This is a genomic window from Lentilactobacillus dabitei, assembly GCF_019061365.1.
Lineage (GTDB): Bacteria > Bacillota > Bacilli > Lactobacillales > Lactobacillaceae > Lentilactobacillus > Lentilactobacillus dabitei.
Genome location: NZ_JAHPPD010000005.1, coordinates 1 through 15,181, shown reverse-complemented (window position 1 = coordinate 15,181; position 15,181 = coordinate 1). Strand labels below are relative to the sequence as shown.

Below are 15,181 nucleotides of genomic sequence, written 5' to 3'. Positions count from 1 at the left end.
GCTTAACATTAATGATTCTAGTGAAACTTATCAATATACATAAAAGAGAGGTGGCGCAATCATGGCGGTCACAATTAAAGATATTGCTAAACAAGCAGGGGTCTCTCCTGCCACTGTTTCAAGAGTGCTGTCTGGTCAGGCAGCATTTTACTCAGAGAAGACAGCAAAAAAGGTAAAAAAAACAGCCAAAAAACTTGGCTATCAAAAAAATACGGCTGCCGTTGAATTGGTTACCCGCCGTAGCAAGGTGATTGCGGTCATTGTGAGCTCAACCAAGACGAACTTTTCCGACCAGATCATCGATGGGATTCAGCAAGAGGCCGGTGAGCATGATTTGAATGTGATTATTTTATATGCCGGCGAAAAAGATCCCCAGATGGAACGAAAAGCTTTGGAAACCGTGATTGAACGGTCGGTAATGGGTATTTTGTTGGTCGCCGTTAACCTTAATTCGGTTAATGAGAACCTGTTAGTCAATGCCAATATTCCATACCAGTTCCTATCAATCACCCTTAAAAATCGAAAATTACCGTTCATTACCTCGGATGATTTTCAGATCGGCTATCAAGCTACCAAGTATTTGATTGATAAGGGTCACTCCAAAATTGGATTTGCGGCAGCGGATTTAGACTCTGTGACTGGTCAGTTACGATTGGATGGGTATCATCAGGCCATGGCTGATAATGGGTTGCAATTGAATTCGGCCTGGGTTTGCGGCGGTGACTTTGCTTATGAAGACGGCGTTAATGCGATGAAACAATATGGCCGTGAGCCGGAGGTGACCGCGGTGATCGCATCCAGTGATTTGGCCGCAATCGGCGTGATGAATCAGGCGCAGGATTATGGATTGAAAATCCCAACTGATTTAGCTGTGATGAGTGTTGATGGGACGAAACTTTGCAGCATCGTGCGGCCGCAATTAACCAGTGTCACTCAGGAATTCTTCGAGATGGGTGTTCGGGGGATGCAGCAGATTATTAGTCAACCGACAAAGGCTGCCAAATCAGCTTTTACCCCATTTAAAATTATTGCTAGGCAGAGTGTCTAGGACAGCTCCTCCAGGCAGCAACCTGCACGTAAGCACCACAAGCAAAAATTCTAAAATCGGGAATTCCTCCTTGCGGCGACTTACGCTCCGGTTACTAATCGCCTGGATCTGCTCACTTATTTTTAGGAAGGAGTGGCATCTAATGAAAGCAATTGTATTGCGAAAACCGGGGGAACCGGATGTATTGTCGTATGAAGATGTGCCAACGCCAACAGTGAAGGCAGGTTGGACGTTAGTCAAGGTCAAAGGATTCGGGGTCAACCGGTCGGAAATCTTTACCCGAAATGGGTGGTCACCGACTGTCAAATTACCGCGGATCTTAGGGATTGAGTGCGTTGGTGAAGTTGTCAAAACCACTGATCCAAGTCGACTACATCCCAGCCAACGGGTGATTTCGGTTATGGGCGGCATGGGCCGTGAATTTGATGGCAGTTACGCGGAATACACCTTGTTGCCCAATAAGCACATTTATACCGTTTACACTGATCTGAATTGGGACGATTTAGCAGCCGTTCCGGAAACTTGTGGGACAGCTTATGGCTCGTTGAAAAAATTGAAATTGGCCTCTGGTAATCGTTTATTGATCCGGGGTGCTACCAGTGGGGTCGGGGTTGCGGCTGCTCGCTTAGCCAGGGCAATGGTGCCAACAATTGAAATCACTGGTTCCACTCGGCATATGGAAAAGGCCAAGGAATTGAAAGAAAATGGCTTTGACGACGTGATCCGCGATGAGGATAACAAATTGCAGACGGATGGCTCGCAGTTTGACCGCGTGTTGGAGCTGGTGGGCGCAACCACTTTGAAAAATTCGATGATGGTAACCAAAACCGATGGCATTGTCTGTATGACCGGTGAATTGGGCGGCGTGTGGACCCTTAAAGATTTTGAACCAATCTCTGAATTGCAAGGCGCTTACCTCACTAGCTTTGAATCAGGCGCGCTAAATCAAGCCACCTTTGATGAATTATTCGACTTGATCGATAGGAACCACGTTGATGTGACACCAAGAAAAGTGTTTGACCTGCAACACACCGCTGACGCCCAGGCGTTTATGGATGGACATTATAGCTTTGGGAAAGTGATTGTGCGGGTGCAGTGAGTAAAGCAAAAAGCAGGGATCGGGCTCACAATAAAAAGGCTACCCCACTATATTTGGCGAAATTGCAGTGGGGGTAGCCCTTTTTTGATACTCGTTGAAACACTTGAAATAATCTGTTGAATTTCAAGCAGTTTGTAAGTGAAATGCTACAGATAATCATTGAGATGAGATTCTAAGAACTGATCAAGGCCTTTAATGTCGACAAGTTGGAGCTTGCCAATTTTTATGACCCGCCACTCTTTGTGGAAATCAACTAGCGTACTAGTATCAATCCAAGATGGATGGTCAAGCCCAGCTTGCTGCCATTCTCGAATTTTATAGTAGAACTTTTTTATATGCTCCGATTTAGTGACATATTTTGTGGTGATCCTGAATAACTGATAATGAACCTCGTCTTGCTGATAAATCAAGACAGGCTGGGTCTTGCCTTTTCCCACTTGATCTGAGTATGTTATGAAGGCAATCGCAATCGTATTATTTTTCATCATCGTCTCCAAACAAGAATTTTTCGGCTTCTTGTTTATTTTTGATGATAGGGATGCCTAAAGATTTGATTGTACTTGTTAAATGATGGGTGGCCCGCTCTTCATCAGTCAGTGAAAAGTCGAAAGGAATCTTCCCTTCTGCTTCGATGCGACGGTATAAAGCATTCATAAGAATGGATGGATTCAGTCCCAGATCTGATAAGATGTCATTTACATCGTCACTTAATTGTTGATCCATCATAACTTGAATCCGTTTCTTTTTATCAGATTTAATTGGCATAGGAGCACCCCGATCATGTTATACGTATTCTGTATGTATATCATACTGAAAAATAGCGTGTATGTACAAGATTCTATACTCTATTTCCGTAGTCTCAGCCAATGTTTGAAAAATCAGGGCATTAATTTTAGTGGTTTGTTGATGACGCCAATGGAAAAAACATGTTCATAAAAAGAGTCCCCACGACACAAACCTGTCATGAGAACTCTTATATTTATACTAATCTAACATTTCATAAATTCACGCCATCCACCTAATCCTGATTCTTCACTTCAGAATCATCCGCAATCGAACCACGATTCTTCTTGGATTCATAATAGAAGATTGGGATACCGATACCGACCAAAACGAACGATGTCAGCACGCCTGGTAAGTCTGACATGATTTCACTGACGATCACGAATAGCGAACCGCAGATGGCTAAAATTGGGGTGATGGGGTAGAGCGGAGTTGAGAAGACCCGCTTTTGGCTTGGGTTCCGTTTTCTCAACAGGAACACGCCCACAAAAGCCATGACGTAGAAACAGTAGACGGTGAAAATACATAATTCAGATAATCGATCAGCGTTTGAGAAGATAATCATGATGGTTACGATGATCAATTCAGCGATCGTTGAAAAGATTGGTGTATGTGACTTTGGATGCAAGTATGAGAGTGTCTTTGAAAATGGCAGCTGGCCCCCTTTAGCCATTGCGTACATGATCCGGGGGAAGGTCATAATTTTACCATTCATACAGCCAACGATCGAAATGATAATCCCGATACTGAGAATCTTTCCACCAATGTCACCAAATGCTTTATTGGCAATGTAAGGAATCGCACTGGTCCCTAACTTGTGAATTTGTTCAGCGGGAACGGAGCGATAGACCCCATAAGAGACCAAAAGGTAAATGACCATGACGGCCAAGATTCCAAACATGATCGCTTGAGGTAACAACTTCCGAGGGTTCTTAATTTCACCACCCAAATTAGCGACCAGAATCCAGCCGTCAAACGCGAACAGGGTTGCCAAGATCGCAACACCAAAGTTGCCGGCCGTCTGATGAACAGTGACTAAGCTTTGGCCAAAGGCACTTTGATTCCCAAAAAAGAGGCCAAAGATAATTAATGCGGCAACGGGAACCAACTTGCAGATGGTTGTCACAATAGCAAAAGTAGCACCATATCGGTTCGAGAATAAATTTAAAATGCCAACTGCAACGATGGTTCCAATCGCGAGATAGACGTTATATTTACTTGGGAAACCAAAAAAATCTGATAATAAAATGGCGAGATAAGCGCCTAGTGAGGCGATCATGGCTGGACCATAAAAAATAATTTGCATCCAACCGGATAAAAAGCCCCACATCTTGCCGTAAATTCGTTCCATATAAACATAGAGGCCACCGGTTTCGGGCATTTGCGACGCAATTTCAGCAATTGTCAGCCCAGCGGTGATTGTCAAAAGGCCCCCGGCAAACCAGGCAAATAGGCCCATCGTGGTTGAGCCGGCGTCATCTAGGACAGCTGACTGACGGACGAAAACGCCGGCACCGATTATCGTTCCAATAACTAACGCGAGTGCCGACCAGAGGCCGAGATCTCGGTCAAGTGACACTTCTTTTTGTTGTTTCATGTTTCCAGTTCTCCTTCTTCTCATTCAAAATAGGGTGGCGAGTAAAGTGGGGCTCGTCCAGCAAAATTTACTGGTCGTCACACGCGATACTTCTCGAACCGCTTCACTTCTGTTTCATTCAACTCGGCGGTGATCATCGTGCCGTCACTCTTGTAATCCGTTTTTAAAATATTGCTGTTATCATTTAAATAGGAAACAACGTCCCCCTTATCAAACGGGATCAACAACTCCACGGTCTCGTAATTCTTGAAGACCTTTTCCTTGATCATTGTGACCAGTTCTTGAAGTGAAGCATCATCGATCGCTGACATGACGAGGTTATCGCCTTCACGGGCGGGGTAATTGACGGCCATCTTATCGGCTTTATTTAACGCAACGATCATGGGGATGCCGGACACGCCAATTTCGTTCAAAGTATCTTCGGTCGTCTTCATCATCAGTTCCCGGTGGGGGTCAGAATTATCGACCACCTGAATTAACAAATCCGCGTTAGCTGCTTCAGACAACGTTGATTTAAATGCTTGAATCAATTGATGGGGCAGTTGGCTGACAAATCCGACGGTGTCACTTAATAGGAAAGTTTTTTGATCAGGTAAGGTTAACCGTCTGATTGAAGTGTCCAAAGTGGCGAATAGCATGTTCTTTACCAAGACCTGTTTATCTTCATCCTCGCCAAGTAACTTGATCAAGCCATTCATGACGGTTGATTTACCAGCGTTGGTGTAACCAACTAAGGCAACAGTTGGAATGTCACTGCGGTCACGTTGTTTTCGTTTGGTTTGGTCGGCTTTTGAGGCTTCCTTGAGTTCTTGATTAACGTGAGTGATGCGTTTCTCAAGGGTTCGCCGGTTTAATTCGTATTGTGATTCACCGGCACCACGGTTAGTCGCACCACCGGCACCGCTGGCTGTCCCAGTTTGCTGATCAAGCCGTTGACTAGCACTGGTGTGCAAACGAGGGAGTTGGTATTTTAACTTGGCCAATTCCACTTGAAGTTTGGCTTCTCGAGATTGAGCCCGGTTGGCAAAAATTTCGAGGATGAGGCCGGTCCGGTCAATGATCCGGGCGTTGGTGGCTTTTTCGATGTTTCGAATTTGGCTGGGGGACAATTCATCGTTGACCACGATGGTGTCCACGCCGTCATCAATCACAACTTGTTTGAGTTCTTCAATTTTACCCTTACCAAAGTAGGTTGCGGGGTCTGGCCGATCGAGCTTCTGAACCAAGGTTTCAGCTACCGTCATTTTGTTAGCTTCAACTAAGTTATTCAGTTCGGTCATGGAATAATCGAAACTGTTGGAATTGCGGTTGAGCCCAATGGTGACAACGGGAGTAGGTGTATCAGTTAAATCCATTAAAGTGCCTCCTAAAGAAAAGTGAGCGGAGTAAAGCGGTTTTGAAACTGGAATATAAGTCTCCTCGAACAGAAATTCCCGGTTTTTGGGAATTTTTGTTCGAGGTGCTTATATGGAAGTTTCTGCTTTACGCAGCTGTCCTAGAAAAAGTGAGCGGATCCAAGCTTCTGCCAGAGAACCCGTCCTAATAATCACGTGTTCAAGTATAACACACAAGTGTAAAAAAATAATAAACAAAAGCACCCAATCTGCGGAGCTGGGTGACGTTAACTCAAGTCCAAGTGATGGACAGAAAAAAAGAATTTAATTAGAAATCAATCCAGCTATTCAAGTGATGATGCATGTTTGTGATGAACAATCCCTAAATGAATAAAATATTAAAAATAGCTATTGATTTTAATTAAATTTTAATCTAAAATCAGTTTATTGACGGGTTACAAACTACAGTACATATTGAAGGGACGAATCAGAACATGAAATTAAGTTCATTAATTAAGGTTGGCGGAGTTGGCTTACTCGCTGCAGTTGTTTTGGCAGGGTGTGGCAACAGCTCTTCTCAATCTGGCACTAAGAAACAACCGGCTAACTGGATGGTCGCAGCCAACATCAACACAATGGATGCTTCCAAGATGACCGATTTGATTTCCAGCCAAAATTTGAACGGAACTAATGAAGGACTTTTGCGAATGGCTAAGAATAACACAGTTGTTCCTGGGGTCGCAAAGAATTACACGGTATCAAAAGATGGCAAGACATGGACTTTTAATTTGCGTCATTCAAAATGGAACGATGGCAAGCCAGTCACCGCTAAAGATTTTGTGTATTCATGGCAACGGACGGTTAATCCAAAGACAGCATCACAATATTCATATATCTTTGCTAATTTGGAAAATGCCAATAAGATTATTGCTGGCAAGATGTCGCCATCAAAGTTAGGGGTTAAAGCTGACGGTGATTACAAACTGGTCGTTAACTTGATCAAACCGCAAAGCTACTTCAAGTACATGGTTTCTCAAAGCTACTACTTCCCAGAAGAAATTTCGATGGTCAAGAAGTATGGCTCTTCATACGGAACCGACGCGAAGAAGCTTGGCTACAATGGCCCATTTGTATTGAAGGGCTGGAACGGAACCAACGATACTTGGAAGCTGGTTAAGAATCCGAAGTATTGGGATGCCAAGAAGATTAAGTTGAACACGTTGAACATGCAGGCGGTTAAGGATCCTGCCACCGCACTGAATGGTTATCAAAGTGGCAAGCTTGACTTCACAACTTTGAGTGGCACCCAAGTTAAGCAATATAAGAAGGATAAGAACTATCATCTTTATAAACAAGCTTCAATTTATTACCTTGAAATGAACGAGAAGAAGTACCCAATGTTTAAGAACAAGAACTTGCGGAAGGCCTTCTCGCTGGCAATTGACAAGAACCAATTAGCTAACAAAGTGTTGGCAGATGGCTCACAGGCACCAAAGGGATTTGTCGCTGATGATATGTCCGAACATAACGGCAAGGACTTCGCTGATCAGTCTTATGTCAAGAGCGCCATCGAGTATAATTTGCCTGAAGCAAAGAAGTATTGGGCCAAAGGTTTGAAAGAAACTGGTAAGAAATCAGTTAACCTGACATTATTGTCAGACGATACAGACGTTGCCAAACGGACGACTGAGTTTGTTCAAAGTGAGTTGACGAAGTTGCCAGGCGTTAAGATTACCAATCAAAATGTGCCTTACAAGACCAGATTGTCACGATCTGCAAGCGGCCAATTTGATCTGGTTATCACAGCATGGAATGCAGATTACCCAGACCCAAGCAACTTCTTGGATATCTTGACCTCCAAGAACTCATACAACAATGGTAAATGGGGCAATGCAAAGTACGATGCATTGGTTAAGAAGTCGGAAGGCGCAGACGCAGCCAATGAAAATGCCCGTTGGAACGATATGGTTCAAGCCGAAAAGATTCTGATGAATGATCAAGGAATTGTGCCATTGTATCAACCGGCTATTTCAACGCTGATGAAGCCAAAAATTCATGGTGTCCAATTCTTCCCAACGGCACCACAGTGGGATTGGAGTAAGATTAGTGTGCGAAAATAAGTGAGCGGAGCCAAGCGGGAATAACCGAAGCATAAGTGTCTTGATCTGTAAATCCCGATTCTGGATTTACAGATCAAGTGCTTATGTGCAGGTTATTGCTTGGCGGAGCATTCCTAATTTGGGTAGCTCATGAGCCAGATTCAGAGAAATATGGGCGCGCATCTCGTCTTTGATTTATAGGTGAATGTTTTTATATTGTTAATTGTTGTGGTAGAGGGAGCCCAACTCTGTTAATCACTGAATGTATTTAAAGCTAAAAAATGAACAAAGGAGCAGAACAACGATAATGCTGTTCTGCTCCTTTGTTTTGAATTATAACTTTTATGGTTGATTTTGTACTAGAATTGAATTATAAGTTGATTTGCACAAAAACTCTAGCTAACAATGATTCTAAATCAACTTCAAATTAAATTTAAATACTAACTTTTAATCAAACTTAAGGCTTACTTGCGACATTGAAGCCCCCACCTCCGCCACCAGCACCATCAACAGGGAATGTATCTGGATAATTGCCTTCAAACACATTTTCCGCAAATTTTTTGCTTTTTGGTGAACGGTAACCAGAGCCACCGGTGTTTTCTATCTGCGACAGTGTGGGACTAAAATGAGAGGTGGAACGAATTGCTTTTCTAAATTGAGAGTAATTTGTGGCTGCACTCGCTTGTGTGGAATTTAGTGTGGCAAAACTAAGTGAAAGTCCAAATGTAAGAACAGTTGCAAATATAACATTCTTAATTGAAATTTTGTTCTCCATAATTCTTGCCTCCAAACGATTAAAAAACTAAATACGAATTGATGTTAGTTTAGGATTTACTAGCATTCATCTCCTATATTTGGATTGCAAGTGATAGATTTTCCTTCTCTAAAACTTGTTGTACAGATAGTACATCCACCGAAACATTTAATCAATTATTTGATTGGATAATCTTGAGGTTAAATTGTAATCTTTATACACTTGCCAAATCCACGCCAACCTCTTATTATCTTAGTTCAATATGTGAACCAATTCCGTACAAATAGGGTTTGATTTCATATTAAATTCATTTATGATAAAATATGTAAATTTTATAGCCAATTTTTGTAATTAAATTGCTAATGAATAAAAGTAAGCTCGTTCCCGTGAATACTGAAATTAAGTAATCAAATAGTGCTTATCATTTGACCTTTTGATGGTTAAAATCTCAAAAAAGTTAATCTACACATTGCTTTTAATCAAATTTTAATTTAGAATAGGTTCATCACAAAGGTTAGTAATTATTTTGAGGAAGGAAGTATTGCGAAATGAAATTAAATTCATTAGCAAAACTTGGCGGGGTCGCATTATTATCTGCAGTTGTTCTCGCTGGGTGTGGTAGTAAATCATCACAATCAGGCTCCAAGAAACAGGAAATCAGTTGGATGACACCATCTCCTATTGCAACGATGGATACATCTAAAATGGTTGACTTATATTCAGCTCAAATTGCCAATGGTACAAATGAAGGACTTCTTCGAATGGCCAAGAACAACAAAGTTGATCCAGGGGTTGCCAAGAGCTACACAGTTTCCAAAGATGGTAAGACATGGACTTTTAATCTACGTCACTCCAAGTGGAACAATGGGACCCCAGTTACTGCTAAAGATTTTGTATTCTCATGGCAAAGAACTGTTAAGCCAAAAACCGCTTCACAGTATGCATACATATTTGCCAACGTCAAGAATGCAGCAAAGATTAGTGCCGGAAAGATGGCTCCTTCTAAGTTAGGAGTTAAGGCTGACGGTAATTACAAGTTTGTTGTTACCCTTGAAAAGCCACAAAGCTACTTCAAATACATGGTTACCCAACCAGAATTCTTCCCACAGAATTCGAAGACGGTTGCTAAGTATGGTGGTGATTATGGTGGCAACTCTACAAAGAACAGTTACAATGGACCATTTATTCTTAAGGGATGGAATGGAACTAACGATACTTGGAAACTTGTAAAGAACCCTAAGTATTGGGATGCCAAGAGCGTTAAAGTTAATACAGTTAAGTTCCAAGCTGTTAAGACACCTTCAACCGCTTTGAACAGTTACAATAGTAACAAACTTGACTTTACAACTTTAAGTGGAACTCTAGCTGCAAATAACAAGAAGAACAAAGATTACACGGTGTTCCCACAAGCATCAACTTCGTATATGGAATTTAATACTAAAAAGATTCCTGCTCTTCGAAACACTGATATCCGTAAAGCGATGGCATTAGCAATTGACAAGAAGCAAATGGTCAATAAGGTTATGCAAGGTGGAGATATTACACCTAAGGGATTTGTTCCAGCAAGTATGGCTAAGCATAACGGCAAAGACTTTGCCACCCAATCATATGTAAAAGATGGTACTGATTACAACTTGAAAGAAGCCAAGGCATTGTTTGCCAAAGGAATGAAACAAGTCGGTAAGAAGTCCTTATCATTAACATTACTTGGAGCCGATGATGATGATTCAAAGCGGGCAACCGAATTTGTTCAAAGTCAATTAACTAAATTACCTGGGTTGAAGATCACTAATCAAAATATTCCATTCAAGTCAAAATTGACTCGAGCACAAAATCAACAATTTGACTTAGTTCTTTCTGCATGGATTGCCGATTATCCAGATCCAAGTAACTTCTTGGACTTGATGACTTCAAACAATTCATATAATGATGGTAAATGGTCAAACAAGCAGTATGATGCTTTGATCAAGAAGTCTGAATCTACGGATGCTAACAATGAAACGGCACGTTGGAACGACATGGTTCAAGCTGAAAAGATTTTGATGAACGATCAAGGACTCGTTCCGCTTTACCAACAAGGTCAAGCTGCATTGCTCAGACCTTCTGTCAAAGGAGTCCAAGCTTTCACCACATCACCACAATATGACTGGGCTAAGGCTTCTGTTAAGTAATAACGTTTCAATTTAATTTTACAGTTCAAAGTATTTGAGGCTGGTTATTGAATTCCAGTCTCTTTTACATTATTATGGACTTTATGAGAAAACAGTAACAACCTAATTAGAATGTGAGGAACTCATATGGTAAAGTACTTGGGAAAACGAATATTTTATATTGTTTTAACCTTGTTTATCGTCAGTACAATCACCTTTTTTCTGATGAAGTTCATGCCTGGGACGCCGTTGACTAATCAAGCCAAGCTGACACCGGGGCAGATTCACCAGATTTATAAGCAGTACGGTTTGGACAAGCCCGTATGGCAGCAATACTTGGTCTATTTAGCTGGTGTGGTTCACGGCAACTTCGGAATTTCATTCCAGTTCAGTAACCAAGCCGTTTCCTACCTGATTGGTAGTCGGATGGGACCATCTCTTATCATTGGTGGTCAAGGAATGGTCTTAGGAGTATTGGTTGGATTGGTTGTCGGTTCACTGGGTGCTGTGAAAGCCAACACCTGGATCGATACCACTGCAACAATTGTCTCAATCCTGTTCGTTTCAATCCCATCATTTGTTTTGGCGGTATTGTTACAGTACTACCTTGGCTTAAAGCTGAGATGGTTCCCAATTGCTGACTGGGGTGGCTTCATGTACACGGTGTTGCCAACATTAGCACTGGCGGCGTCACCATTAGCCGAGACCGCCCGATTCATGCGGACGGAAATGGTCGATGTGTTGAGTTCAGACTACATTGAACTCGCTAAAGCTAAGGGGCTTGGCAAGGTTGGTATCATTTACCACCATGCTCTCCGGAACAGTTTGATCCCAATTATCACGATTATTGGTCCATTGACCGTTAACATCATGACTGGTTCAATGGTTGTTGAAAATATCTTCTCAGTGCCAGGAATTGGTGAACAATTTGTTAAGTCCGTTCTGACTAACGATTACCCAACCATCATGGGATTGACGATTGTCTACTGTGCAATGCTTTGTGTTGTGCTGTTGATCACTGATATTTTATATGGATTAATTGATCCACGAATCAGACTTAGTGGTAACAATAACTAGGAGGGAGAATAATAATGGTAGATAATGCAAAACCAATCTCAGCCGGCGACTTCAAACCAGTTTCGGCTGCTGACCGTGGTAAATTAGACAGCGAAAAAATTTCAGCGCCATCGTTAACCTTCTTACAAGATTCGTGGCGACGGTTACGTAAAAATAAAGCAGCGATGATTTGTTTAGTCATTTTGATTATATTGTTCATCTTGGCTTTTGGGTCTGGTTTCTTTGAAACCCACAACCCCAATGCAACGAATCCCAACTTGGCGAACTTGCCACCCAAGATTCCTGGCATTGACATTAACGGGTTTAATGGAACGATTGAACAATCAGGTACCCGAGTGAATGCTTATGTTCAGGCCCACGCCGGCAATGCCTACTATATTTTAGGAACCGACTACCTTGGTCGTGACTTATTCTCACGGATCCTTTATGGAACTCGGATTTCCCTTGAAATTGCGTTGATTGCCAGTTTCTTTGACTTGGCATTCGGTGTTGTTTACGGAATCGTTTCAGGCTGGATGGGTGGTCGAGTTGATACCATCATGCAACGAATCATTGAAATCATGCTGTCAATTCCTAACTTGGTTGTCATGGTTCTCTTGATTTTGGTATTGAAGCCCGGTATGTCTGCGATCATCTATTCAATTGCGATTACCAGTTGGATTAACATGGCCCGACTGGTTCGAGCGCAAACGCTGGAGCTTAAGAACCAAGAATTCATCCTAGCGGCTCGAGCGCTTGGGGAAAGTTCCTGGAAGATTTCTTTCAAGCATTTGCTGCCAAACTTGAGTAGTGTCATCATCATTAACTTGATGTTCACGATTCCAACAGCGATCTTCTTCGAGGCCTTCCTGTCATATATCGGAATTGGTATCAGTGCGCCACAGGCATCACTTGGTACTTTGATTAATGATGGGCAGAAGAACTTCCAATTCTTACCATATCAAATGTGGTATCCAGCAATCGTGTTGTCAGTCTTAATGATTGCATTTAATATCTTGGGTGATGGATTACGTGATTCATTTGACCCCAAGGGTAGAGAGTAGGTGCTTTGAGATGGAAAACGAAAACAATGTGTTAGAGGTCAGAAATCTCAAGATCAACTTCAATACCTATGCGGGTACTGTTAAAGCGATTCGAGACGTTAGCTTCGACCTTCGTAAGGGTGAAACCTTAGCGATCGTTGGGGAATCTGGTTCTGGTAAGACCGTTACCACGCGAAGTATTATGGGATTGAATTCTCCTAATGCCGTGATTGACAGTGGGACGATTATGTTCAAGAATCAAGATTTATTGAAGAAAAACAGAAAAGAAATGGATGCCATTCGTGGGAACGACATTGCTGAAATCTTTCAGGATCCAATGACTTCTTTGGACCCAACTATGAAGATTGGTAAGCAAATCGCTGAACCACTGATCATTCACAAGGGTATGAAACGCGAAAAGGCTTATGCCCAAGCACTGGAAATGATGAAGCTGGTTGGAATCGAAAATGCCGAACAGCGGATTAATAACTATCCTCACCAATTCTCAGGTGGAATGCGCCAACGGATCGTGATTGCGATTGCTTTGGTTAACTATCCTGAAATATTGATCGCCGATGAACCAACCACTGCGCTGGATGTAACCATTCAGGCTCAGATTTTGGATTTAATGAAAGAATTGCAAGCTAAAACCAACACGTCAATTATTTTCATTACCCATGATTTGGGAGTTGTTGCTGGGATGGCCGATCGGGTTGCCGTTATGTATGCTGGCAAAATTGTCGAATATGGTACCGTGGATGAAATTTTCTACAATCCAAAGCACCCTTATACTTGGGGCTTATTGAATTCAATGCCGACGATGGACACAACTGGGACTGAATTACCTTCAATTCCAGGAACGCCACCAGATTTACTGGATCCACCCAAGGGTGACGCTTTTGCTGCCCGAAACAAATACGCATTGGAGATTGATACCAAGCAGGAACCACCATTCTTCAAGGTGTCAGACACCCATTATGCCGCTACTTGGTTATTAGATCCAAGAGCGCCAAAGATGACGCCTCCTGAACAAATTATTGAACGACAGAAGCATTATGCTAAATTGACTCATAAAGCAATTGATGAGCATAAAGACAAACATGTCGAAGAACAGGAGGAGCAGCTGTGATTGACTATTCCGAAGAAAACAAAGTATTACAAGTTGAACATTTGAAACAATATTTCAACATGGGAAAGCCCAATGAAGTTCGCGCCGTTGACGACATTTCGTTTGATGTTTATCGGGGTGAAACGTTTGGACTGGTTGGTGAATCCGGTTCAGGTAAAACCACGGTTGGCCGGGCGATCATTCACTTGTATGAGCCGACGTCCGGTAAGATCATTTTTGATGGTCAAGATGTTTCTAAATTAAAAACGAAGCAGCAAAAGCAACACTTCCGCCGGGAAATGCAGATGATTTTCCAAGATCCATATGCGTCATTGAATCCACGGATGAAGGTTAAGGATATCGTAGCTGAAGGCATCGACATCAACCATTTAGCTAAGGATGATGCCGATCGGACTAACCAAGTCGAAGAGTTATTGGAGACCGTTGGTTTGAACAAGGATCACTCCAGTCGTTATCCCCACGAATTTTCTGGTGGTCAGCGACAACGAATCGGAATTGCCAGAGCGCTTGCGGTTCAGCCACAATTTATCATTGCTGACGAACCGATTTCTGCTTTGGATGTGTCGATTCAGGCCCAAGTGGTTAACTTGTTGAAGAAGCTGCAACGGGATCGGAACTTGACCTATTTGTTTATTGCCCATGACCTTTCAATGGTGAAGTACATCAGTGATCGAATTGGTGTGATGCATTATGGCCGAATGCTTGAAATCGCCAGCTCCGACGAGATCTATGCGCACCCACTGCACGATTACACGGCAAGTTTGTTGTCAGCTGTGCCAGTTCCTGATCCAGAGTACGAGCGGGCAAGAGTCCAGATTCCATACGATGCAAGTAAGGAATTTGATGGTAAGCCACGTAAATTGGTTGAAATTGCGCCCCATCACTGGATTAGAGCCAGCGAAGACGAATTGCCAATGTATCAGAAACGGTTGCAAGAGAAGAGCCGAACGAAGAAAATAGAGAATTAATTTAATAAGGCAAACAAATAGCGCAGTCATTCTGGATTTGAAGGCTCTTCGTCAACTGTTGTTGGTGAAACTAAATTCGAGTTCTAATCACTTTGTGATTAGGGCTCTTTTTGTTTTGACC

General features: G+C 42.4%; 13 protein-coding genes. 8 read left to right on the top strand and 5 right to left on the bottom strand.

The genetic code is table 11. The features are described from left to right. The first annotated feature begins 61 nt into the window (after nucleotides 1-61). The gene (locus KTE19_RS01435; protein WP_217341441.1) at nucleotides 62-1,048 is read left to right on the top strand and encodes a LacI family DNA-binding transcriptional regulator; all 987 of its coding nucleotides are present in this window, start codon (nucleotides 62-64) and stop codon (nucleotides 1,046-1,048) included. A 142-nt stretch (nucleotides 1,049-1,190) separates the two neighbouring features. Continuing rightward, nucleotides 1,191-2,147: a zinc-binding dehydrogenase gene (locus KTE19_RS01430; RefSeq protein ID WP_217341440.1), complete on the top strand. Its 957-nt coding sequence runs from the start codon at nucleotides 1,191-1,193 to the stop codon at nucleotides 2,145-2,147. A gap of 146 nt (nucleotides 2,148-2,293) precedes the next feature. Here the strand turns inward: KTE19_RS01430 and KTE19_RS01425 are convergent, their stop codons facing one another. From KTE19_RS01425 to hflX, 4 genes are all read right to left on the bottom strand, one after another. Next, nucleotides 2,294-2,632: a type II toxin-antitoxin system PemK/MazF family toxin gene (locus KTE19_RS01425; RefSeq protein WP_217341439.1), complete on the bottom strand. Its 339-nt coding sequence runs from the start codon at nucleotides 2,630-2,632 to the stop codon at nucleotides 2,294-2,296. Further along, nucleotides 2,622-2,912 (bottom strand): type II toxin-antitoxin system RelB/DinJ family antitoxin, encoded by a 291-nt coding sequence (locus KTE19_RS01420; RefSeq protein WP_217163254.1) that lies wholly within the window; start codon nucleotides 2,910-2,912, stop codon nucleotides 2,622-2,624. The genes KTE19_RS01425 and KTE19_RS01420 overlap by 11 nt, the downstream gene beginning before the upstream one ends. A gap of 253 nt (nucleotides 2,913-3,165) precedes the next feature. Beyond that, on the bottom strand, nucleotides 3,166-4,527 hold the full coding sequence (locus KTE19_RS01415) for an APC family permease (protein ID WP_217341438.1): 1,362 nt from the start codon (nucleotides 4,525-4,527) through the stop codon (nucleotides 3,166-3,168). A 77-nt stretch (nucleotides 4,528-4,604) separates the two neighbouring features. Beyond that, on the bottom strand, nucleotides 4,605-5,882 hold the full coding sequence (hflX, locus tag KTE19_RS01410; RefSeq protein ID WP_217163250.1) for a GTPase HflX: 1,278 nt from the start codon (nucleotides 5,880-5,882) through the stop codon (nucleotides 4,605-4,607). Between the two features lie 473 nt (nucleotides 5,883-6,355). Between hflX and KTE19_RS01405 the strand changes: the two genes are divergently transcribed. Then, a complete protein-coding gene (locus KTE19_RS01405; RefSeq protein ID WP_217341437.1) occupies nucleotides 6,356-7,981 on the top strand; it encodes a peptide ABC transporter substrate-binding protein in 1,626 nt (541 codons plus the stop codon). Nucleotides 7,982-8,417: 436 nt separating this feature from the next. On the opposite strand, the gene KTE19_RS01400 is transcribed toward KTE19_RS01405, so the two are convergent. Continuing rightward, nucleotides 8,418-8,735: a hypothetical protein gene (locus KTE19_RS01400; RefSeq protein WP_217163247.1), complete on the bottom strand. Its 318-nt coding sequence runs from the start codon at nucleotides 8,733-8,735 to the stop codon at nucleotides 8,418-8,420. Between the two features lie 527 nt (nucleotides 8,736-9,262). On the opposite strand from KTE19_RS01400, the gene KTE19_RS01395 reads away from it, so the two are divergent. The 5 genes from KTE19_RS01395 (at nucleotide 9,263) to KTE19_RS01375 (ending at nucleotide 15,060) form a co-directional block, all read left to right on the top strand. Then, nucleotides 9,263-10,885: a peptide ABC transporter substrate-binding protein gene (locus tag KTE19_RS01395; RefSeq protein ID WP_217163245.1), complete on the top strand. Its 1,623-nt coding sequence runs from the start codon at nucleotides 9,263-9,265 to the stop codon at nucleotides 10,883-10,885. 126 nt (nucleotides 10,886-11,011) lie between these two features. Further along, on the top strand, nucleotides 11,012-11,941 hold the full coding sequence (opp3b, locus tag KTE19_RS01390) for an oligopeptide ABC transporter permease (protein WP_056982075.1): 930 nt from the start codon (nucleotides 11,012-11,014) through the stop codon (nucleotides 11,939-11,941). Nucleotides 11,942-11,955: 14 nt separating this feature from the next. Continuing rightward, complete coding sequence (locus KTE19_RS01385; RefSeq protein WP_217341436.1) at nucleotides 11,956-12,984, top strand: ABC transporter permease; 1,029 nt, start codon at nucleotides 11,956-11,958, stop codon at nucleotides 12,982-12,984. 10 nt (nucleotides 12,985-12,994) lie between these two features. Beyond that, the gene (locus KTE19_RS01380; protein ID WP_056982071.1) at nucleotides 12,995-14,092 is read left to right on the top strand and encodes an ABC transporter ATP-binding protein; all 1,098 of its coding nucleotides are present in this window, start codon (nucleotides 12,995-12,997) and stop codon (nucleotides 14,090-14,092) included. Continuing rightward, entirely contained in the window at nucleotides 14,089-15,060 is a 972-nt protein-coding gene (locus KTE19_RS01375) for an ABC transporter ATP-binding protein (RefSeq protein WP_054747784.1), read from the top strand. Before KTE19_RS01380 ends, KTE19_RS01375 begins: the two co-directional genes overlap by 4 nt. The last annotated feature ends 121 nt before the right edge of the window (nucleotides 15,061-15,181 follow it).